This window comes from Streptomyces sp. NPDC058257 (assembly GCF_042881845.1).
Taxonomy (GTDB): Bacteria; Actinomycetota; Actinomycetes; order Streptomycetales; family Streptomycetaceae; genus Streptomyces.
The window spans coordinates 136,787-157,959 of sequence record NZ_JBHVXJ010000015.1; the positions used below are offsets into that span (position 1 = coordinate 136,787).

Below are 21,173 nucleotides of genomic sequence, written 5' to 3' on the forward strand. Positions count from 1 at the left end.
CATCTCAGACGAGTCCGGTGACCGTGACGGCGATCTGCGCCGGGGCGGCCCGCTCCCCCGTCACCCGCTCCCCCGTCACCCGCTCGACGGCCTTCGCGGCGGCCGAGCGCACCTCTCGTGTCACGTCCAGGGCCCGCCGTCCCCGGTGCAGGACGACGTACACCTCCACGCTCCAGTCCTGGGTGTCCTTCCGCCGCCGCACCTGTACTCCGGCGGAGCCCGCCGGAGTACTGGGGAGCCCCCGCCTCCACAAGGCCGAAGAGCGCAGGAGATCCACGAGCCCCGGCCGCAGGAAGGCCACCCCCGGGGTGTCGAGGACCGCTTCTATGACGGCTTCCGCCAGCACGCGGGAAACATCCGATTCGTTCACTGCCGCCACCCTTCCACGCCGTCGTCGCCTGCGTCGTCGATGACATCGGTGATCGTCACGTCCACGGCCGCGATCCGCATGCCAAGATCGCCGTCCGCCGCCGCAAGGACCTTGCTTCGCACCCGGTCCGCGGCCTCCGGCAGGTTCCACGTGAGCGGGACCTGCACCTCGACGCGGATCGTGACCGGTCCTCGCGCCAGGCGCCCCGCGGGCGCCGGGGACGCGGGGGACGCGGGGGACGCGGGGTCGTCCTCCAGCGGATCGATACGGCAGCTGCCCGCGCGCACGCCGGGCAGCGACTCGGCCGCCGCCCGGACCGTTCTGGCGGCAGCGGCCTCCACGATCCACGCGTCCTCGTCCTCGTCGCCGAGCGGCAGCGTCCGGCCCGGCCGCAGTTCCAGCCGCACCACGTCCATGACGCGGCCGGTGAGCGCGGAGGTGTCCGGCTCCCGAGTCGCCGTGTCGCGTGCCTCCGTGACGATCCCCTCAAGACGACGCAGGGCGTCCACGGCCTGCGCGCAGTGCGGGCAGCTCTCGGCGTGGGAATCGGGCACGCCCGCTTCCCACAGTTCCCATACGTACGACAACTCCCGGCCGCAGGGCAGCAGTTCGTCCTCCGACGGCACTCCGAAGCCCGCCTCCCGCTCGTTGTCCAGTACCTCGTAGTCCAGTACCTCGTCGTCCGGCGCCTCGTTGTCCGGTACCTCGTTGCCCGGTACGGATTCCCCGTTCATCGCCATGCGGCCATCGCCTCCGTCAGATAGCGCCGCGCTCTAAAGACCCGGCCGCGGACCGCCTCCGGACTGATACCGACCGTCTCGGCGATGGATTCGTACGGCGCCCCGTCCAGCTCACGCAGCACCCAGCACACCCGCTGTTCCGGCGAGAGCCCTTCCATCGCCCGCGCCAGGTCCTGCACGGCGGCGTGCGCCTCGGCCGCCCGCGCGGGCGAGAACTCGTGCTCCGGCGCGGGCGGTTCGGGCAGGCCGTCCAGCGGCACGACAGGCCGCCGTGAACGCAGCACGTTCAGGCAGCGGTTGGTGACGATGCGGTAGATCCACGTACTGAACTGCGCGTCTCCGCGGAACTCGGGCAGCTTGCGCCAGGCGCTGACGAAGGAGTCCTGCACGGCGTCCTCCGCCTCCGGACGGCTCCCGAGCAGGCGGGTGGCGAGGCGCAGCGCTATGGGCGCGTGGCGGTGCACGAGAGCTTCGAAGGCCTCCTCGTCGCCCTCAGCGGCCCGCACCGCGAGCAGCCCGTCCTCACGTCTCGACGGCGCGTCCGCTTCCTCGGGTGTTGCGCCCCGGTCGCCCGGCACACGCGGCTCCTCTCACTTCAGTCGTGCTCGTACGACACACGAAAAGCCCGCCGCGTTACGCGGCCCGGGAACGCTACATGCCGGAGGCGGAAATTCTCGCGAGGCGCGTAACAGACCTACGGCACCCGGGTCAGAGCGGGAGAAGAGCGAAATCCCCGACGACGACCAGACGACGACCAGACGACCAGGAGATGCCACCATGACGACGCAGGACCTCACTTCGAACGCAGCCGTATCCGGCGGCACCGAGAAGGACCTCACCGGCGGGGCGCACAAGAGCGCCCTCGGAGCCACCACCGTCGCGGGCGCTACGGGCGCGGGCGAGCCGGCGGCGACGCGCGGCAAGACGACCATCGCCGATGTCGTGGTCGTGAAGATCGCCGGAATGGCGGCCCGCGAGATTCCCGGCGTGTTCGACATGGGGGGCGGCCTGTCCCGCACCATCGGCGCCGTACGCGACCGTGTCCCCGGCGGACGCCCGAACGTCGGCCGCGGGGTGAAGGTCGAGGTCGGCGAGCGGCAGACGGCCATCGACCTCGACATCGTCGTCGAGTACGGCGTGCCCATCACGGACGTCGCCCACGACGTGCGCGAGAACGTCATCTCGGCGGTGGAGCGCATCACCGGCCTCGAGGTCGTCGAGGTGAACGTCGCCGTCAACGACGTCCACCTGCCCGAGGACGACACCGCGGACGCCGGCGGCGAGACGCGCGTCGAGTAGCGCGCCGTCCCCTCGTAGGACATCCCCGTAGGACGTCTCCGTAAGACGTCTCCGTAAGACGTCTCCTCTTCTGTCTGTGGTGTGAGGTGAGTGGTGAGCACAGCTCTGGTCGGTCTGATGGCGGGCATGGCCCTGGGATTCGCCGGGTGGTTCGGCGGGTTCGGCGCGTTCCTTCTGGTCGCGGCGCTCGGCGCGGTCGGCTTCGTCGTCGGCCGCCTCGTCGACGAAGGCACGGACATCCGCGCCTTCCTCGGCGGGCGTGACCGGGAGCGGCGATGACCACGCCCCCGGCGGAGCGCGGCACGACGACCGTCGCGGACCGCGTGGTGCGCCGCATCGCGGAACGCGCCGCGACGGAAGCGCTGGCACCCGGCGCGGTCGAGGTGAGCCGGGGGTCGGCGGCCGTACGCGGTCGCCGGGCCCGGGTCGGTGTCACCGTGACCCTGCCCTATCCCGCCGTGCTCGACGAGGCGGGCGAGCGCGTACGGTCGCATGTCGCCGAGCGCACCGCCCGGCTCACCGGCCTGACCGTGCCATCGGCGCGGATCCGCGTGAGGGGTCTGTCCCCCCGGGCGCGGTCCGCCGGGCAGCTCGCACCACCGGTGGCGGCCACCGAGGCCGCGGGGGCGGCCGGGGGGCGTACGCGTCGTCCGTGGTCCGGGCGCCGGCTGCCGGTCGCGGTGCTCGCGCTCGCCGCCGCCGTGGCCTGCGGAGTGCTGCTGTACGACGTGGAGTCCGTGCACGCGGCCGGGAACGCTCCCGCGCGCTGGCGGGTCCAGGCGATGGAGTGGCTTGCCACGCATGGTCCGGACAGCGCCACGGCCTCGGGCGTCCTCGCGGCGATCGCCGTGTTCGCACTCGGCGTGTGGCTCCTTGTCCTCGCCGTCACGCCGGGCCGACGCGGTCGTCTCCCGATGAAGCCGCCGGAGCCGGGCGTGCGCGCGGTCCTGGAACGGCGGGCGGTCGCGGTGTTCCTGCGGGACGCCGTGACCGACGTGCCCGGCGTCGGCCGGGTCCGGGTCGAGGTCGGCCGCCGTACGGCACGGGTGCGCGCCGGTCTCGAGTTCGGTGACGTGGACGGTGCGCGGCGGGCGGTGACCGAGGCGGCCGGGGCGTCGGCCGCCGAGCTCGGCCTCGCCAGGCCGCTGCGGCTGCGCGTTCGGATGAGAACGACCCCCACCTGGCGCGCCCCGGCGGCACCTGACCCTGAGCCCGGGACGGCGGAGAGGAGCACCCCCTGATGAGCCGACTCCGTAGCAGCACGAACCGCTCGACTCTGTTCTGTGTGGCGGCAGTTCTCCTGGTCGCGGGAGCCGCCCTCGCCACCGCGGCCGCTCCCGTCCGCGCGCGGATGCCGTCGGCCCTGCCCCGTATCGGCGCCGACCGGGTGTGGCTGGACCAGGGGATGCTCGGCCGCTGGCGTGATCACGGGTGGTGGCCGCCCGTCGTGATCGCCGCCCTTGCCGTCGGGGTCGTCCTGTTCCTCTGCTGGACCGTCGCGCAGGTCCGCACCGGACGGCTGCGTGAACTCCCGCTCGGGCACGCGGGCGTCACGCTCTCGGCGACGGCTCTGGCCGCGGCGATGGCCGAACGGGCCCAGGCCGTCGACGGCGTGGCCCGCGCGCACGTACGTCTCCTCGGGCGTCCCCGTCGGCTGCGGGCCCGCGTCACGCTGGTCCTGGACCCCGACGCCTCACCGGAAGGGGTGCTGCGCGAGGTCGCCCGGGGCAGCGTCGCCGAGGCGCGGGCGGCGGCGGAGCCCCGCGTCCTGGAGGCGGACGTGCGCCTCACCACCCGGCCGCACCGCACGCGCCGCATCCACTGAGTGTCCGCCGGGCGCCCTCAGGACTGCAGGGCGTCCAGCGTGTCGCGCAGGTCCGTGGCGCGAGGACGGTTGTGGGGAAGCCTGGCGAGTACGGCGGCCATGCCGCAGGTGTCGGTGGCCGCGGAGAAGACGAGGCCCGCGCCGATACCGGCGGCGAGCCAGCGCGCGGGCCTGAAGCGGGTTCCGGCGGCGAGACCCAGGACGACCAGGGAACCGGCGGCGAGACGGACCTGGCGCTCCATCGCCCAGGCCCTCGGCGCACCTTCGGAGGGTTGCAGCGGGTGGCCCTGCGCGACCCAGGCGGTGGTGCCGCCGGCGAGGGTGGCGGCCGGGATGTCGGCGTCGGCCAGCTCGGCGCCCGCGGTGGCGGAGCGGTTTCCGGAGGAGCAGACCATCAGGAGCTCACCGCGGGCGGCGGCGGCCTTCAGCTCGGGCAGCGCCGTGTGCAGGTGGTCGAGGGGGATGTTGTGGGCTCCGGGGAGGTGGCCCGAGGCGTACTCGCCCGGGGTGCGGACGTCGATAACGGTGTAGCGGTCAAGGCGGTCGGCTGCCTGGGCGGGGGCCAGGTCCGTGGGGGTCAGATCGGTGGGGGGAGTCATGTGGAGCTTTCCTTTCGTTGAAACAAGGCTCTCACTCCCGCAGGCTACAATACCCCCAGGGGTATTCATGGAGGTGGCAGCGTGGAGCTGGAGATGGCGGCCGACGAGCTGAAGTCGGTGCTCAACCGCCTGCGCCGGGCGCAGGGCCAGATCGCCGGCATCATCAAGATGATCGAGGATGGCAGGGACTGCGAGGACGTGATCACGCAGCTGGCCGCGGTCTCCCGGGCCCTTGACAGGGCCGGGTTCGCGATCATCGCGACGGGCCTCCAGCACTGCATGGCCGAGGGTGAGCGGGCGGCGGGTGACCGGGACCTGATGCGGGCCCGTCTGGAGAAGCTGTTCCTCTCCTTGGCCTGACCCCGCTGAGCGCACTGACCCCGCTGAGCGCACTGACCCCTGTGACCGCCGAAAGCCTCCGCGTCCCTCTGGACGGGTCGGCGGAGGCATCCGGCGGTGTCCGTCAGCTCTTCGGCAGGTGGTGGAGACACCGCCGAGCACCCGACAGCCGCGCCGTCGAAAGCGGCCTCGGCCCGGGGCCCGGCCCCGAGCCCCCGGGCGCACCTGCCGTGCGCGCCGTCCCCGCGTCGCCCGCTCTTCGTTCACGGGACGGGAATCCGTCGCGGGGCGCACCGGGGTTGGTCTCGGATCCACCTTCACCCGATCCGGCACACCCGCCCCTCCTGCTGACGGGCGTCCCCGGCTCTCAGACGTCGCGGGCCCGCTCGAAGCGGGCCCGGCCCTCGGCCAGGTCGATGATCGGGTCGGGATAGTCGATGTCCGCGTCCGCCCGGTCCTGGCCCTGGAGCTTCCACGGCTCGTGGATGTACCGGTTCGGGACATCGGCGAGTTCGGGCAGCCAGCGGCGTACGTAGCTGCCGCGCGGGTCGAAACGCTTGCCCTGGATCACGGGGTTGAGGACACGGTTGGGTCTGGTGTCGGTCCCGGTGCCCGCCGCCCACTGCCAGTTCATCTGGTTGTTGGCGACGTCGCCGTCCACCAGGAGGCTCAGGAAGTGCTGGGCGCCCACCCGCCAGTCGACGTAGAGCGTCTTGGTGAGGAAGCTCGCCACCACCAACCGCGCCCTGTTGTGCATCCAGCCCTCATGGCTCAGCTGTCGCATCGCCGCGTCCACGAAGGGGTAGCCCGTGCGCCCCTCGGCCCAGGCCGCGATCTCCTTCTTGTCCGTACGCCATCGGTCACCGCGCGGGCGGTAGTTCTGAGCCGCGGCGTCCGGGCGGGCGGCGAGGACCTGGTGGTGGAAGTCCCGCCAGGCCAGCTGCCGTACGAACGCCTGCGCCCCGGACGAGCCCTCGCGGGACGCCCGGTGGATGACTTCGGCCGCCGACAGGGTGCCGAAGTGCAGGTGGGGGGAGAGCCGTGAGGTGGCGTCGCCCGCGACGTCGTCCTGACCGTCCTCGTACTGCGTGATGTCACCGGACAGCCATGCTCGCAGCCGCCGGCGTCCGGCGCTCTCGCCGCCTGCGTCGAGTCCCGGCGAGACGCCGGTGATCTCCGCACGCGGCAACACGCTCTCCGACGCCACGTCGGGCACCCGCACCTTGCGCGGAGGGGCCACGACGTCCCGTACGCCCGCTGCCGACCAGCGCCGGTGGTACGGCGTGAACACGGCGTAGTGGTCCTTGCCCGCCGGGAGCAACTCCCCCGGCGCGACAGCGGTGATGACCGCGTCGTGCACGACGAGGCGGCAGCCGGTGTCCTCAAGCGCGGTCCGCAGCCGCTCCTCGCGCCGCGTCGCGTACCGGCTCACCCCGCCCGCGACGTGCACCCCCTGCGCCCCGATCTCCTGCACCACCCGGCAGACCTGGTCGACGACGTCACCGCTGCGGATCACGAGCCGACCGCCGCGCCCCCGCAACCCCGAGTCCAGGTCCTGAAGGCAGTCGGCGAGAAAGGCACGCCGGTTGGGCACGTCGAACCCCGCGGCCCGCACCCCGTCGTCGTACACGAACAGCGGGACGACGCGCTCCGCGTCGCGCATCGCGGCACGCAGGACCGGATTGTCGTGCAGGCGCAGGTCGGATGTGAACAGGACGATCGATACGGTCACTTTCTGCGGCTCCTCATGCTGTTGCTGGGGGTCCTCATGCTGTTTCCGGGGCTCCTCATGCTGTTGCCGCGACTGCTCATGCTGCGGCTGCGACTGCTCACACCGAGGGGAAGTTCATCAGGGCCAGGGGGTCGGACGTCGGCTTGTCGGAGCCACCCGCCGGTTCCACGGTGATGCCGATGCCGGAGGCCTTGTCCACCGGTCCTGCCAGGAGCACGGCTTCGGTGCTGCGGGCCGGATCCATGAGACCGGCCGACCGCATCGTCCCGTCGTCGTTGAACCACAGCTGGTAGACCTTGCCCGACGGCGGCTCGGGCATCTTGGCCGCCACGAAGGCGGCTTGGTTGAGGCTCTTGGCCACCACGACCGTGCCGGTCGCACCGTCGGAGAGCCGCCCGGTGGAGGCCTTGGCGTCCGGCGCCGCGAGCACCCGGGCCAGCTTCTCGGACCGCTGCTGAGCGTCCTGCGCCCGCGTCCCCGCCTCGTCGGCCCGCTGGTACTGCCACACGGCGATCCCGCCGAACCCCGCGGCGGCGGCCAGGCACGCGGCGAGGGCGAAGCGGGACAGCCGCCGTCCACGGGCGCTGCCACCGGCGCTCTTCCCCGGCGCGGGCGTGTGCGGCGGCAGTTGGCGTACCGTGGCGGCCCGCCGCAGCACCTCGGCCTTCATATGGGCCGGAGGTGCGACCGACACGGCACGGGCAAGGCGCCCGGCTGTGGCTGCCAATTCACGTACCTCCTGGGTGCAGGCCTCGCAGACCTCCAGATGCCGCTCGAACTCCGTGCGCTCCTCGTCCGCGAGCGCATGCAGGACGTACGCGCCCGTCATCGTGTGCAGATCGGCGGCGCTCACGCGTTCACCCCCAGGCAGTCGCGCAGGCGGATGAGGCCGTCGCGCAGCCGGGTCTTGACCGTCCCCAGGGGTACGGAGAGAAGCTCGCCGACCTCCCGGTAGGTCAGCCCCCGGTAGTAGGCGAGGGTCACCGACTGCCGTTGCAGTTCGGTCAGATTGCGCAGACAGCGGCGCACCTGCTCGCGCTCCAGGCGGGACTCCACCTGCTCGCTCACCTCGTCGAAGGCCGGTGTGCGTTCGAGCAGCGCCGCCTTGTGGTCGCGCTCGGCCGACGCCTGGACGGAACGCACGCGGTCCACCGCTCTGCGGTGCGCCATCGTAAGCACCCAGTTCATGACACTCCCCCGGTCCGGCCGGTAGCGCGCGGCGGAGCGCCACACCTCCACCAACACCTCCTGGGCGACCTCTTCGGACTGGGCAGGATCGCGCAGCACCGTGCGCACGACACCCAGGACCGGAGAGCACACCCCGTCGTACAGCGAGGCGAATGCCTGCTGGTCGCCGCGGGCCACCCGGCCCAACAGCTCGGCCAGATCGGGGCCCGCCGAGGGGGCCCCGCTGATGTGCACCACTTCGTTCACCCGGTGATCCTCCTGGACGCTGGCCGCCTTCAGAGGTGATTCGGAGCCGGTGCGTCATCGGATTGCCGGTGGGTCACGTTTTCTGCGCGGATTTGGCGGTGCGCTGTTCGGCCGTACGTGTGATGTTGCGCGCCATGCCGCCGAAGACGAGCGCGTGGAACGGCGAGACGCTCCACCAGTACGCGTGCCCGAGCAGGCCGCGCGGGTGGAAGAGCGCCCGCTGCCGGTAGCGGGTGCGCCCCTTCTCGTCCTGGTCCGCGTACATCTCCAGCCAGGCGAGGCCCGGAAGGCGCATCTCGGCGCGCAGCCGCAGCAGCCGCCCCGGTTCGATCTCCTCGACCCGCCAGAAGTCCAGCGAGTCCCCCACCCGCAGCCGCTGGGCGTCCCGGCGGCCCCGTCTGAGCCCGACTCCGCCGACGAGCCGGTCCAGCCAGCCGCGCACGGCCCAGGCGAGCGGGAAGGAGTACCAGCCGTTGTCGCCCCCCACGCCTTCCACCACCCGCCACAGCTCCTGAGGCGAGGCGTCCACGGTCTCTTCCCGACGGTCGGTGTAGAGGCTGCCGCCGGCCCAGTCCGGGTCGGTGGGCAGCGGGTCGCTGGGGGCGCCGGGCAGCGAGGCGGACGACCACCGGGTGCTCACCTGGGCGTCCTTCACGCGTTCGAGGGCCAGTGCGAGCGCCTTGTCGAAGCTGATCGGGACGCCGGGTGCGTCGGGAACGTACCGAGCGATGTCGCGCTCGTGGCAGACGACCTCGTACCGCAGCGATTCCGCCAGCGGCCGGGCGATCGAGGCCGGTACGGGGGTGATCAGGCCGACCCAGTGGCTGGAGAGGCCCGGACTCAGCATGGGAACCGGCAGGATGAGGCGGTGGGGCAGCTTCGCCACGGTCGCGTACCGGGTCATCATGTCGCGGTACGTGACGACGTCGGGGCCGCCGATGTCGAAGGCCCGGTTGACCTCGTCGGGCATGGTGGCGCCGCCCACGAGGTAGCGCAGGACGTCGCGCACGGCGATCGGCTGGATCCGGGTGCGCACCCAGCTCGGCGTGACCATGACCGGCAGGCGCTCGGTGAGGTAGCGCAGCATCTCGAAGGACGCGGAGCCGGATCCGATGATCACGGCGGCGCGGAGCATGGTGGTCGGCACGCCGGACTCCAGGAGGATCCGGCCCACTTCGGCCCGTGAGCGCAGATGCGGCGAGAGCTCCTGTTCCGGGACGCCCTGCGGGGTGAGACCGCCCAGGTACACGATGCGCCGGACGCCCGCGGCGCGGGCCTGCTCGGCGAAGATCCGGGCCGTCTCGCGGTCCGTCTCCTCGAAGCCGGATCCGGTGCCGAGCGCGTGGATGAGGTAGTACGCCACGTCGATGTCCCGCATGGCCGCGCCGACCGAACCGGCGTCGGACGCGTCGCCCCGCACCACCTCGGCCCGCCCGGCCCACGGGTAGTCGCGCAGCTTGCTCGGCGTGCGGGCTAGGCAGCGCACCCGGTGCCCCGCGTCGAGCAGCTCGGGAACGAGGCGCCCTCCGATGTAACCGGTCGCCCCGGTCACCAGGCAGCGCAGCCCCTGCGCGTCTTCGCCGCTGTCCATGGGCACCTCTTTGGCCTCGAACGATGTTCTCGCCTTCCCACCTTCTCCCGGTTGTGGTCCGTAGCGCGCGATCAGCGGAGGCGAAAGAGGGTCAGCGCGAAGGCGGCGGTGCGGTGCTCTGCCGCTGTACGAGCCGCGTGGGCACCAGCGTGGTGCCGCGCTCCGGCGTGCTCTGCCGCATCTGCCGCAGGACCCCCTCGACGCAGCGGCGCCCCACTTCGGCGAAGTCCTGGTGGACGGTCGTCAGGGGCGGCAGGAAGGAGCCGGACTCGGGGATGTCGTCGAAGCCGATGACACTGACGTCGTCCGGCACCCTGCGGCCGCGCTCGTGCAGGGCGCGCAGCAGGCCGAGGGCCATCTGGTCGTTGGCGGCGAACACCGCCGTGCACTCCTCCTGGTCCGCGATGTCGAGCCCGGCCCGGTATCCGGACTGCGCCGACCAGTCGCCGCGTACGAGCGGCGGCGGGTCGCACCCGGCATCCACGAGCGTCGCCCGCCAGGCGTCGGCGCGGCGTTGCGCGGCATAGGAGTCCTCGGGCCCCGCGAGGTGCCACACGGTCCGGTGTCCGAGGTCCAGCAGGTGCCGTACGGCGTCGCGGGTGCCTCCCGCCTGATCGGTGTCGACCACGGTGTAGCGGTCCCCCGCGTCCGAGTCGGCCACGACGACCTGGACATGAGGGGGCAGGGAGAGGGCCGCCGCGTCGAGCAGGTGCACTTCCATGATGACGATGACGGCGTCGACGGCGAGCTCCCCGAGGCGGGAGAAGGCGCCCCGCACCTCGTCCTGCGTGGGGACGGCGACGGGGAGCAGCGTGACGGCGTACCCCTCCTGTGCCGCGGAGGTGGCGATGGCGTCGATGGTGCGTACGTTGCCCGTGGTGGAGAGGGTGAAGGTGATCAGGCCGATGGTGCGGAACTCGCCGCGTTTGAGGGCACGGGCCGCGCTGTTGGGCCGGTAGCCGAGCTCCTTCATCGCGGCGAGCACCTGCTGCCGGGTTTCCTCGGTGACGCCCGAATAGCCGTTGGAGACACGGGAGACGGTCTGCGAGGAGACGCCCGCGAGGGCGGCCACGTCGGCCATGGACGTGCTCTGCCCGCGGCGCGCGGCCCGTTCACCGGGGGCGCCGTTCGCCGGGGTGCTGTCTGCTGCTTGCACTGTCTCCCTCGCCGGGTGTGTGTGGAGCCTTCTCGGCTTCTCGGCCGACCCTTGACCGTCGCCATCGAGGCAGTGTAGACATTCCGCCACTGAATGTTTACGTAAACATAACACCCTGCGGCGCTCGGTACACGCCCTTGTCACACCGCTGTGTTGACGCGTGTTTACGCAAACATCGCGACATGTGACGCCGGTTCCGAGATGGACGAGCGAGGAACGACATGACGACGCTTCACCTGCAGGGAGCCGCGGAGCGGCGTGCCTCCCGACCACCGGCATCACGGAGCCGTCGCTCCTGGACGGGCTGGGGGTTCATCGGCCCCTTCGTGGCGGTCTTCGCCCTGGTCTTCCTGGCTCCCCTCGCCTACTCGGTCTACCTCAGCCTCTTCCGTGACCAACTCATCGGCGGCACCACGTTCGTGGGCCTCGACAACTACCAACAGGCGCTGAGCGACAGCCAGTTCTGGGCGTCTCTCGGGCGGGTCTCGCTGTTCCTCGCCGTCCAGGTCCCGATCATGCTGGGCATCGCCCTGCTCGTGGCACTCGCCCTGGACAGCGGCCGGCTGTACGGCAAGGACTTCTTCCGGATCTCGGTCTTCCTGCCCTATGCCGTGCCCGCCGTGGTGGCCTCGCTGATGTGGGGCTTCATGTACGGCACACGCTTCGGGCTCGTGGGCGACATCAACGACGTCCTGGGCGTCTCGCTGCCCGATCCGCTCTCGCCCTCGCTGGTCCTCGCGTCGATCGGCAACATCGTCACCTGGGAGTTCGTGGGCTACAACATGCTGATCTTCTACTCCGCGCTGCGCGTCATCCCGCACTCCCTGTACGAGGCGGCGGAGATCGACGGCGCCGGTCAGATCCGCGTCATCACGGCCATCAAACTCCCCGCGATCCGCGGCGCCATGGTCATCGCGACGATCTTCTCGATCATCGGCAGCTTCCAGCTCTTCAACGAGCCGAGCATCCTGCAGAACCTGGCGCGCAACTCCATCACCACCGACTACACCCCGAACCTCTACACGTACTCGCTGTCCTTCGCGGGCCAGCAGCAGAACTACTCCGCGACGGTCGCCATCGTCATGGGCCTGATCACCATGGTCATCGCCTACGCCGTCCAGCTGCGCGGCATGCGCAAGGGAGCGTGACCCGATGACCGGACCGAGCAGCCCCGTCACCACCGCCTCCCGAACCGTTCCCGCGCCCGCCCGCGCTCCGGGCGCCGCACCCCGGCTGCGGACACCCCGTGTCCGCGCGTCCCGCCGGCACGGCGCGGGCCGCCCCCGGCGCAGCGTGCTGCTCACCGTGCTGACCGGCCTCGTCCTGCTCTACAGCCTGGTACCGCTGCTGTGGCTGGTCATCAGCGCGACCAAGACCCAGGAGGGGCTCGCCGGTTCGTTCGGGCTGTGGTTCGGCGGGGACTTCGCCCTGTGGGACAACATCAGCACGACCTTCACGTACCACGACGGCGTCTTCACCCGCTGGCTCCTCAACACCCTTCTGTACGTGGTCGTCGGGGCCGGGGGCGCCACCTTCCTCGCGGTTCTGGGCGGCTACGCCCTCGCGAAGTTCGACTTCCTCGGCAAGCGCGCCGTGTTCGCCGTCGTCATCGGCGCCGTCGCCGTGCCCGGTACGGCCCTGGCGGTGCCCACCTTCCTGATGTTCAGCAAGATGGGCCTGACGGACACCCCCTGGGCGGTCATCATCCCCTCGCTCATCTCGCCCTTCGGCCTCTATCTGATGTGGGTCTTCGCCACCGAGGCCATCCCCACCGAGCTGATGGAGGCCGCCCGCATCGACGGGGCGAGCGAGCTGCGCACCTTCTTCCAGGTCGCTCTGCCCTTGCTCGCGCCCGGCACCGTGACCGTCCTGCTGTTCACCATGGTCGCGACCTGGAACAACTACTTCCTGCCGCTGATCATGCTCAAGGACCCGGACTGGTATCCGCTGACCCTGGGCCTGAACAGCTGGAACGCCCAAGCGGCGACAGCGGGCGGCGATCCCGTCTTCCACCTGGTGATCACCGGTTCGCTGATCACCGTCCTGCCGCTCATCGCCGCGTTCCTGCTGCTCCAGAAGTACTGGCAGTCCGGGCTCGCCGCCGGAAGCGTCAAGGAGTAGCGCCCGCCGGCCGGTCGGCCCCGCCCCTCACAGATCCCCTCTTGTCCCGCAGATCCCCTCGTGGCCCACGAAGAAGTGGAAGCATCTCCATGCCCCAGAACACCCGCCGCCTGCTGCGCGGCACAGGACTCGTCTGCGCCCTCGCCCTGGGGGCGACCGCCTGCGGCGGCTCCGACGACGACAGCTCCGGCCAGAAGCAGGTCTCGGCCGCGGACATCGAGGCGGCCCTGAAGAAGGGCGGCAAGGTCAAGGTGTGGGCGTGGGAGCCCACCCTCAAGAAGGTCGTCGCCGACTTCGAGGAGGAGCACCCCGCCGTCGACGTCGAGTTGGTGAACGCCGGTACCAACAAGGATCAGTACACGGCCCTGCAGAACGCCATCTCGGCGAAGAAGGGCGTCCCCGACGTCGCGCAGGTCGAGTACTACGCCCTGAGCCAGTACGCCCTGACCAAGTCCATCACCGACCTGGCCCCCTTCGGCGCGGACAAGCTGAAGGACTCGTACTCCCCGGGTCCCTGGAACGCGGTGAAGTCCGGTGAGGGCGTCTACGCCCTGCCGATGGACTCCGGCCCCATGGCCCTCTTCTACAACAAGAAGGTCTTCGACAAGCACAAGATCAAGGTGCCGACGACCTGGGACGCGTACCTCCAGGCCGCCCGCAAGCTGCACAAGGCCGACCCGAAGGCGTACATCACCAGCGACACGGGCGAGGCGGGCCTCACGACCAGCCTGTTGTGGCAGGCCGGTGCGCGCCCGTACAAGGTCGACGGCACCAAGGTGGGCATCGACTTCTCCGACAAGGGTGCCAGCGCCTACACCGAGACCTGGCAGAAGCTCATCGACGAGAAGCTGATCGCTCCGATCAACCCGTGGACCGACGAGTGGTACAAGGCCTTCGGTGACGGCACCATCGCGACTCTGCCCTCCGGCGCCTGGATGCCCGCCAACTTCGCCTCCGGCGTGAAGGAGGCCTCCGGCGACTGGCGCGCCGCGCCGCTGCCGCAGTGGACCGCGGGCGACAAGGCGAGCGCCGAGAACGGCGGCAGCTCGCTCGCCCTGCCCGAGCTCGGCAGGAACAAAGAACTCGCCTACGCGTTCGTCGAGTACGCCAATTCCGGCAAGGGCGTGCAGACCCGCATCTCGGAGGGCGCCTTCCCGGCGACCACCAAGGACCTTCGGTCCAAGGCGTTCCAGAACACCGAGTTCCCGTACTTCGGCGGCCAGAAGGCCAACAAGGTCTTCGCCCGGTCCGCGGCGAACGTCGCCGACGACTGGAAGTACCTGCCCTACCAGGTGTACGCCAACTCGATCTTCAACGACACCGCGGGCAAGGCCTACGTCTCCGGCACTCCCCTGTCGAAGGCCCTGAAGTCCTGGCAGGACGCCTCCGTCAAGTACGGCAACGAGCAGGGCTTCAGCGTCCAGAAGTGACGAGGCCTTCCCGGCCGCGCCCCCGCGCATCCCCAGTAATCCGAGCAGCACACCGGAAGGACCACCATGCCCCCCACCCTCCCGTCCCGGCTGCTTCGCGGACCGGACGGTGACGTCGCGCCCAGGCTGGCGTACGGCGCCGACTACAACCCCGAGCAGTGGCCGCGCACGGTCTGGGAGGAGGACGTCCGGCTGATGCGCGAGGCCGGCGTCAACATCGTCTCCGTGGGGATCTTCTCCTGGGCCCGCATCCAACCGGCCGCGGATGCCTGGGACTTCGCATGGCTCGACGAGGTCATGGACCTCCTGCACGCGGGCGGCATCGGGGTCGACCTGGCCACCGCCACCGCGTCCCCGCCGCCCTGGCTCACCGCCGCGCACCCGGAGATCCTTCCGGTGACCGCGTCCGGTGAGACGGTGTGGCCGGGGGCGCGGCAGCACTGGCGGCCCACCTCCCCCGTCTTCAGGGAGCACGCGCTGCGCCTGGTGCGCGAGATGGCCCTGCGCTACGCCGACCACCCGGCGCTCGTGGCCTGGCACGTCTCGAACGAGCTCGGCTGCCACAACATCTACGACTACTCCGACGACGCGGCCCGTGCCTTCCGCGGCTGGCTGCGCACCCGCTACACCACCCTCGACGGGCTCAACCACGCCTGGGGCACGGCATTCTGGGCGCAGCGCTACAGCGACTGGGAGCAGATCCTGCCGCCGCGGCTCGCCGCGTCGCACCCCAACCCCACCCAGCAGCTGGACTTCAAGCGGTTCTCGTCCAACGCGCTGAAGGAGTATCTGCGGGCGGAGCGTGACGTGCTGCGCGAGCTCACCCCGGAGGTGCCCGTCACCACGAACTTCATGGTGATGGGCGGCACCAAGGGCATGGACTACGCGGACTGGGCGGGCGAGGTCGACTTCGTCTCGAACGACCACTACGTCGTGCCCGGGCCGCAGGCCCGTGACGAGCTGTCCTTCTCCGCCAACCTCACCAGCTCCCTCGCGGGCCACCGCCCGTGGTTCCTCATGGAGCACTCCACCAGCGCGGTCAACTGGCAGCCGGTCAACCTCGCCAAGCGCGTGGGCGACCTCGCCCGTGACTCGTTGCTGCACGTCGCGCACGGCGCCGACGCCGTGTGTTTCTTCCAGTGGCGTCAGTCGGCGGCCGGTGCCGAGAAGTACCACTCGGCGATGGTGCCGCACGCCGGAGCCGACAGCGAGTTGTTCCGTGCGGTGACCGGTCTGGGGCGGACCCTGAAGGAACTGGCGCCCGTCGCGGGGGCCGGGCGCGAGGCGGCGCGGGTGGCCGTCCTGTTCGACTGGGACTCGTGGTGGGCCAGCGAGCAGGACTCGCATCCCACCTCACGCCTCGACTACCACCAGGAGGCCCTCGACTGGTACTCCGCGCTCCTGGCCCTCGGCATCCGCGCCGACGTCGTGACCACGCGGAACGACCTGGCCCCGTACGACGTCCTGATCGCGCCCGTGCTGCACGTGGTCCCGGAGGCTCTCGCGAAGGACCTCACGCGGTACGTCGAGGGCGGCGGCCATCTGGTCACCACCTACTTCTCGGGCATCGTCGACGAGAACGACCACATCTGGCTCGGCGGTTATCCCGGAGCGCTGCGCGACCTGCTCGGCATCCGCGTCGAGGAGTTCGGCCCGCTGCTCGACAACGACACGGTCGCACTGGACAACGCCACCACGGGCACGGTGTGGACCGACCGGATCGACGTCACAGGAGCGGAGGTGGAGGTGCTCGCGCGGTACAGCACCGGTGCCTACGCCGAGCGGCCCGCCGTCACCCGCCGTGTGGCGGGGCGGGGTTCGGCGGCGTACGTCTCCACCCGGCTCGGCAGGGACGGCCTGACCACTCTGCTGCCGCGGCTCCTCGCCCCGGCCGGTGTGGACAGCGAACTGCCCGCCCCCGCACGCGGACATGTCGAGCTCACCGTACGCCGCGACGCCGAGAGCCGCTACCTGTTCCTGGTCAACCGGACGGACGACACCGTGCCGCTGCCAGGACTGACCGGAGACGTCCTGATCGGCGGCGCCCGGGACGCCGCCGACGGCGCTCTCGTCCTGCCGCCCAGGGAAGTCGCCGTCCTGCGACAGCCGAACACCAGCCTCTGACACCAACCCCCGACACCACCCCCTCCTGTACAGCGCCGCCCCGTCAAAGGGCCGTGCCGTCCTGCTCGCGTGCGGGACGGCACGGCCTCGAAGCGCACCTACGCTGGGAGCACACGTTGGCACCTCGTACCCGCAACAGACGACTCATGGGCATCGTCGGTATCACCGCCCTGGCCACCGGGGCGGCGCTGCTCACCGCACCGCCGCAGCCGGCCGCCGCGGCCTCCGCCGCCGTCACCGTCCGGCCCGACCCCTCCTACCAGCACGAGAAGTTCGAGGGCTGGGGCACGAGCCTGGTCTGGTTCGCCAACGCCACCGGCGGCTACCCCGAGGAGATTCGCGAGAAGCTGGCCCGGCTCCTCTTCGGCGACGACGGCCTCGCCCTGAACATCGCCCGCTACAACATAGGCGGCGGCAACGCCCCCGACGTCAAGGACTATCTGCGCCCAGGCGGCGCGGTGGAGGGCTGGTGGAAGGCCCCCGCGGGCACCACCCGCGAGGACACCGACTGGTGGAGCGCCGCGGACAAGGCCGACTGGAACCCGAAGGCCGACGCCACCCAGCGCTGGTGGGTCGACCGGATCAAGAAGGACGTCGACCACTGGGAGACGTTCAGCAACTCGCCGCCCTGGTTCATGACCGAGAGCGGTTATGTCTCGGGCAACTTCGACGCGGGCACCGACCAGCTCAAGGCCGGTTCCGTCGACGCTTTCGCCTCCTACCTGGTGGGCGCGACCGAGCGGCTCGAAAAGGCCCACGGCATCAAGGTCGACACCCTCGACCCGTTCAACGAACCGAACACCGACTACTGGGGCACTCGCCTCGGCGAGGACGGCGAGCCGGTCGGCGGCCGCCAGGAAGGGGCGCACATCGGCCCCGGGCTCCAGCAGAAGGTGATCAAGGCGCTCGACCCGGCACTCGCGAAATCCAGGACCGGTGCGGAGATCTCCGCGATGGACGAGACCAACCCCACCACCTTCACGCGGAACTGGAACACCTACCCGCAGGAGGTGAGGGACGCCGTAGGCCAGATGAACGTCCACACCTACGGCACCGATGGCCGCACCAGCGTGCGCGACCTGGCCAAGGCGGCGGACAAGCCGCTGTGGATGAGCGAGGTCGAGGGCGACTGGGGCGACGGGCAGGACTTCGACGACATGCGGCCGGGCCTCGGCATGGCCCAGCGGATGGTCGACGACCTGCGTGAACTGGAGCCGAAGGCCTGGGTGTTCTGGCAGCCGGTGGAGGACTACGACAACATGAAGCCGGGCGGCGAGTCCGCCAAGGGCGGCAACTGGGGCAGCATCCAGCTGCCGTTCAGCTGCACCTCCAAGGACACGCTGGAGACCTGCCCCGTCCGGACCAACACCAAGTTCGACACGGCCCGCAACTTCACCCACTTCATCAAGCCCGGCGACCGTCTCGTCAAGGTCGACGACACCTCCAGCGCCGCCGCCGTGTCCCGGAAGGGCGACGCGGCGACGGTCGTCCACGTCAACAGCACGACCGCCGCGCGTACGGTCACGGTCGACCTCTCCAAGTTCGACCGCGTGCGCGGCTCGGCCACCGTCACGCCCGTCGTGACCAGCTCGGAGGGCAAGCTCGAACGGCGCGCTCCGCTCGCCGTCAGCGGCAGGAAGGCCACCTTCGAGGTGCCCGCCCAGTCGGTGACCTCGTTCCTCGTCGAGGGTGTCTCGGGGGTCGCGAAGGACGCCGCCCTGTTGATGAAGGGCCACACGTACAGGCTGACCGGAGCCCAGAGCGGCAAGGAGCTCACCGTCGCCGACGACGGCACCGGCCTGGTCGTCAAGGCCGCCGCGGACACGGCAGGGCAGCAGTGGCGGCTGCGGCAGATCAGCGGTGACCCCGGCAACGAGCGCCGGTACGTGTTCACCGACCGGGCGGAGGGGAAGCGCCTCGCCGTACGTGAGGGCGCCCCGGTGGTCGAGCCCGATACCGGCCCGCGCGGCAAGGCCGCCCAGTGGATCATGTCCACGACCGGTGACGGCACCTGGACCCTCGTCAACGCGGCCACGGGCCGACTCCTGGAGGTCGGCGGCCAGGCCACGCACGACGGAGCCGCCGTCACGACGTGGACACCGAACTCCGGCGCCAACCAGCGCTGGAGGGCGTCCGATGTGACGGGTTCTTAAGGCCAAGGCGTCCACAGAAGGAGTCCTCGTCAGTGGTCCACCGACGAGGACTCCTTCCGCGGACGCGGCCAGGGCATGCCGTACAGCCGCTCGATGCCCGCGTTGAAGCGCTGGAGGTAGTCGGCGAACGCCGCGATGTCCTCCTGCGGCCAGTCGGTCATGATGCGGCCCAGGCTCGCGACGATGTACGCACGCTCCTCGTCGAGGCGGTGTTCGCCCTCCTCGGTGATGCGGAACTTGCGGGCCATGCCGCCCTCGGGGTCGGGGATGCGCTCGACGAGGCCCGCGCGCATGGCGGACGCGGTCTGCCGGTTGAGCGTGGAGACGTCGAGGCCGAAGGCGTCGCCGAGCTGGCCGATCGACATCGGGCCCTGCGTGCGGATGCGGCTGAGCAGGATGTAGGCGCTACGGTCAAGGACACCGCCGGCCCGGCGCCCTTTGCTCTTGTGCAGATGCATGTAGCGGCCCATCAGCATCTGCTCGAACTCCACCCGGTCCGCCGCCTGCTCCGCCCTGCTCACGTGTCATCCCTCCGCGTCGTGGCTCCCGCACATCCCCCCGCCCCACTATATGCACCAACCACTTAATGTGGTTGTGACATGTAGTATGTACTATGCACATCGCGCCTCTTGGCGCATATGGACCTTGCCGATGTTTCGCAGAGATGTTTCGTAGAGGAGCTCCAACATGGACGGTCCCCAGCCGACCGCTCGATCAGGCGCAGTCGTCGCCACGCTCGCCCTGGCGGGCACTGTCGCCGCGGTCATGCAGACGCTGGTGACCCCGTTGATCGCGGAGATGCCACAGATCCTGGGCACCAGCGCGTCGAACGCGGCCTGGGTGGTCACCGTCACCCTGCTCGTCGCCGGTGTGTGCGTGCCGGTCTCCGGGCGCCTCGGCGACCTGTTCGGCAAGCGGCGCATGCTGCTCGTCTGCGCCGTTCCCCTCGTCATCGGATCGGTCGTCTGTGCGCTCGCCTCGTCCGTCGTGCCGATGATCGTCGGGCGCGGTCTGCAGGGCATGGGAATGGGAATGGTGCCCCTCGGCATCGCGTTGCTGCGCGACGTCGTCCCGGCGGAGAAGCTGAGCGGCTCCATCGCCCTGGTCAGTGCGTCCATGGGCATCGGCGGCGCCATCGGCCTGCCCCTGGCCGCGGCCGTGGCCCAGTACGCGGACTGGAGGGTGCTGTTCTGGGGTGCCGCCGGTCTCGCCGTGATGATCGGCGCCCTGATCTTCTTCGTCGTCCCTGACGTCCCCGCCGGTGCCAAGGGCCAGCGTTTCGACGCGCCGGGCGCCATCGGCCTCGCCATCGGCCTGGTCTCGCTGCTCCTCGGCATCAGCAAGGGCGGCGACTGGGGCTGGGCCTCGGGCAGCACGCTCGGCCTGCTGGCCCTCGCGGTCGTCTCGCTCATCGCGTGGGGATTCTACGAACTGCGTACCCGTGAACCCCTGGTCGACCTGCGGACCACCGCCCGCCCCCGCGTGCTGTTCACCAACGCCGCCTCGATCCTCATCGGTGTCGGCATGTACGCCTTCATGCTGATCGCGCCACAGCTGCTCCAGTTCCCCGAGGCCACCGGTTACGGCCTGGGCCAGTCGATGCTGGCGGCAGGCCTGTGGATGGCGCCCGGCGGCGTGATGATGATGCTCATCTCCCCGCTCGGCGGCAAGCTCATCAATTCACGCGGCCCCAAGTTCGCCCTGATCTGCGGCGCCCTCGTGATAGCGGTCGGGTACGGCATCGCACTGCCGCTCATGGGCACCGCCTGGGGCCTGATGATCGTCGGCATCGTCATCAACAGCGGCGTCGCCCTCGCCTACGGCTCCATGCCCGCTCTGATCATGAGCGCGGTCCCCGTCTCCGAGACCGCCGCGGCCAACGGCTTCAACACGCTGATGCGTTCGCTCGGCACCACCATCGGGTCGGCAGTGATCGGTGTCGTCCTCGCGCAGATGACGATGACCCTGGGCGGCCACACACTCGCTTCCGAGGGCGGTTTCCGCACGGGCCTCCTGATCGGCTGCGGTGTGGCACTCGTATCGGCCGCCGTCGCGAGCCTCATCCCCGCTCTGCGCGGCAGCGACGACGCCACGTCCGAGGAAACGGCGCCGACCGAGCAGGCACCCGCCCGCGCCTGAGCCGGACGTTCCCGTCAGACCGGCCGGGGTCCCGCGACACGCGGGGCCCCGGCCGCTGCTCGTGGTCCCCCGGCCCGGTCGCCGAGCAGCGCCGTCAGGGCCGCAACAGCGCGTGACGCGA

Annotated in this window: 21 protein-coding genes; 11 read left to right on the forward strand and 10 right to left on the reverse strand. The window is 70.9% G+C overall.

Translation table 11 applies throughout. The features are described from left to right. Window positions 1-4: 4 nt before the first annotated feature. The 3 genes from ACFVXC_RS30235 to ACFVXC_RS30245 are packed head-to-tail and all read right to left on the reverse strand — an operon-like array spanning window position 5 to window position 1,625. Window positions 5-370 (reverse strand): Asp23/Gls24 family envelope stress response protein, encoded by a 366-nt coding sequence (locus ACFVXC_RS30235; RefSeq protein WP_389911450.1) that lies wholly within the window; start codon window positions 368-370, stop codon window positions 5-7. After that, window positions 367-1,110, reverse strand: coding sequence for a hypothetical protein (locus ACFVXC_RS30240; RefSeq protein WP_389911453.1), 744 nt, complete (start codon window positions 1,108-1,110; stop codon window positions 367-369). The genes ACFVXC_RS30235 and ACFVXC_RS30240 overlap by 4 nt, the downstream gene beginning before the upstream one ends. Further along, entirely contained in the window at window positions 1,101-1,625 is a 525-nt protein-coding gene (locus tag ACFVXC_RS30245; protein ID WP_389911622.1) for an RNA polymerase sigma factor, read from the reverse strand. Before ACFVXC_RS30245 ends, ACFVXC_RS30240 begins: the two co-directional genes overlap by 10 nt. A 262-nt stretch (window positions 1,626-1,887) precedes the next feature. Here ACFVXC_RS30245 and ACFVXC_RS30250 point away from each other — a divergent pair, with 262 nt between their 5' ends. The 4 genes from ACFVXC_RS30250 to ACFVXC_RS30265 all read left to right on the forward strand — a co-directional run bounded on the left by ACFVXC_RS30250 (window position 1,888) and on the right by ACFVXC_RS30265 (window position 4,234). Further along, window positions 1,888-2,409, forward strand: coding sequence for an Asp23/Gls24 family envelope stress response protein (locus ACFVXC_RS30250; RefSeq protein WP_389911456.1), 522 nt, complete (start codon window positions 1,888-1,890; stop codon window positions 2,407-2,409). A gap of 93 nt (window positions 2,410-2,502) precedes the next feature. Then, entirely contained in the window at window positions 2,503-2,688 is a 186-nt protein-coding gene (locus ACFVXC_RS30255; protein ID WP_389911458.1) for a hypothetical protein, read from the forward strand. Continuing rightward, a complete protein-coding gene (locus ACFVXC_RS30260; protein WP_389911460.1) occupies window positions 2,685-3,650 on the forward strand; it encodes a DUF6286 domain-containing Asp23/Gls24 family envelope stress response protein in 966 nt (321 codons plus the stop codon). The genes ACFVXC_RS30255 and ACFVXC_RS30260 overlap by 4 nt, the downstream gene beginning before the upstream one ends. Further along, window positions 3,650-4,234, forward strand: a complete 585-nt coding sequence (locus ACFVXC_RS30265; protein WP_389911463.1) for an alkaline shock response membrane anchor protein AmaP — start codon at window positions 3,650-3,652, stop codon at window positions 4,232-4,234. Before ACFVXC_RS30260 ends, ACFVXC_RS30265 begins: the two co-directional genes overlap by 1 nt. 17 nt (window positions 4,235-4,251) lie before the next feature. Here ACFVXC_RS30265 and ACFVXC_RS30270 read toward each other — a convergent pair whose 3' ends face one another. Beyond that, a complete protein-coding gene (locus tag ACFVXC_RS30270) occupies window positions 4,252-4,833 on the reverse strand; it encodes a rhodanese-like domain-containing protein (RefSeq protein ID WP_389911466.1) in 582 nt (193 codons plus the stop codon). 81 nt (window positions 4,834-4,914) lie between these two features. On the opposite strand from ACFVXC_RS30270, the gene ACFVXC_RS30275 reads away from it, so the two are divergent. After that, the gene (locus tag ACFVXC_RS30275) at window positions 4,915-5,193 is read left to right on the forward strand and encodes a metal-sensitive transcriptional regulator (RefSeq protein ID WP_389911468.1); all 279 of its coding nucleotides are present in this window, start codon (window positions 4,915-4,917) and stop codon (window positions 5,191-5,193) included. 346 nt (window positions 5,194-5,539) lie between these two features. Here the strand turns inward: ACFVXC_RS30275 and ACFVXC_RS30280 are convergent, their stop codons facing one another. From ACFVXC_RS30280 to ACFVXC_RS30300, 5 genes are all read right to left on the reverse strand, one after another. Further along, the gene (locus tag ACFVXC_RS30280) at window positions 5,540-6,904 is read right to left on the reverse strand and encodes a cryptochrome/photolyase family protein (protein ID WP_389911470.1); all 1,365 of its coding nucleotides are present in this window, start codon (window positions 6,902-6,904) and stop codon (window positions 5,540-5,542) included. Between the two features lie 97 nt (window positions 6,905-7,001). Beyond that, entirely contained in the window at window positions 7,002-7,757 is a 756-nt protein-coding gene (locus ACFVXC_RS30285; protein WP_389911473.1) for an anti-sigma factor domain-containing protein, read from the reverse strand. Beyond that, window positions 7,754-8,338, reverse strand: a complete 585-nt coding sequence (locus ACFVXC_RS30290; RefSeq protein WP_389911476.1) for a sigma-70 family RNA polymerase sigma factor — start codon at window positions 8,336-8,338, stop codon at window positions 7,754-7,756. The genes ACFVXC_RS30285 and ACFVXC_RS30290 overlap by 4 nt, the downstream gene beginning before the upstream one ends. Before the next feature lie 73 nt (window positions 8,339-8,411). Continuing rightward, entirely contained in the window at window positions 8,412-9,929 is a 1,518-nt protein-coding gene (locus ACFVXC_RS30295; protein WP_389911479.1) for an SDR family oxidoreductase, read from the reverse strand. A gap of 91 nt (window positions 9,930-10,020) precedes the next feature. Next, window positions 10,021-11,010: a LacI family DNA-binding transcriptional regulator gene (locus tag ACFVXC_RS30300; protein ID WP_389911625.1), complete on the reverse strand. Its 990-nt coding sequence runs from the start codon at window positions 11,008-11,010 to the stop codon at window positions 10,021-10,023. A 296-nt stretch (window positions 11,011-11,306) separates the two neighbouring features. Here ACFVXC_RS30300 and ACFVXC_RS30305 point away from each other — a divergent pair, with 296 nt between their 5' ends. The 5 genes from ACFVXC_RS30305 to ACFVXC_RS30325 all read left to right on the forward strand — a co-directional run bounded on the left by ACFVXC_RS30305 (window position 11,307) and on the right by ACFVXC_RS30325 (window position 18,913). Further along, window positions 11,307-12,233, forward strand: coding sequence for a carbohydrate ABC transporter permease (locus ACFVXC_RS30305; protein ID WP_389911482.1), 927 nt, complete (start codon window positions 11,307-11,309; stop codon window positions 12,231-12,233). Between the two features lie 4 nt (window positions 12,234-12,237). Next, entirely contained in the window at window positions 12,238-13,206 is a 969-nt protein-coding gene (locus ACFVXC_RS30310) for a carbohydrate ABC transporter permease (protein WP_389911485.1), read from the forward strand. 89 nt (window positions 13,207-13,295) lie between these two features. After that, on the forward strand, window positions 13,296-14,636 hold the full coding sequence (locus ACFVXC_RS30315) for an ABC transporter substrate-binding protein (RefSeq protein ID WP_389911488.1): 1,341 nt from the start codon (window positions 13,296-13,298) through the stop codon (window positions 14,634-14,636). A 66-nt stretch (window positions 14,637-14,702) separates the two neighbouring features. Beyond that, window positions 14,703-16,760 carry a beta-galactosidase gene (locus ACFVXC_RS30320; RefSeq protein WP_389911490.1) on the forward strand — a complete coding sequence of 686 codons (2,058 nt, stop codon included), beginning with the start codon at window positions 14,703-14,705 and terminating at the stop codon, window positions 16,758-16,760. 146 nt (window positions 16,761-16,906) lie between these two features. After that, on the forward strand, window positions 16,907-18,913 hold the full coding sequence (locus tag ACFVXC_RS30325; protein ID WP_389911492.1) for an RICIN domain-containing protein: 2,007 nt from the start codon (window positions 16,907-16,909) through the stop codon (window positions 18,911-18,913). Between the two features lie 29 nt (window positions 18,914-18,942). Here the strand turns inward: ACFVXC_RS30325 and ACFVXC_RS30330 are convergent, their stop codons facing one another. Next, on the reverse strand, window positions 18,943-19,389 hold the full coding sequence (locus tag ACFVXC_RS30330) for a MarR family winged helix-turn-helix transcriptional regulator (protein ID WP_389911628.1): 447 nt from the start codon (window positions 19,387-19,389) through the stop codon (window positions 18,943-18,945). Between the two features lie 211 nt (window positions 19,390-19,600). Here ACFVXC_RS30330 and ACFVXC_RS30335 point away from each other — a divergent pair, with 211 nt between their 5' ends. Next, entirely contained in the window at window positions 19,601-21,052 is a 1,452-nt protein-coding gene (locus ACFVXC_RS30335; RefSeq protein ID WP_389911494.1) for an MFS transporter, read from the forward strand. Window positions 21,053-21,173 lie beyond the last annotated feature (121 nt).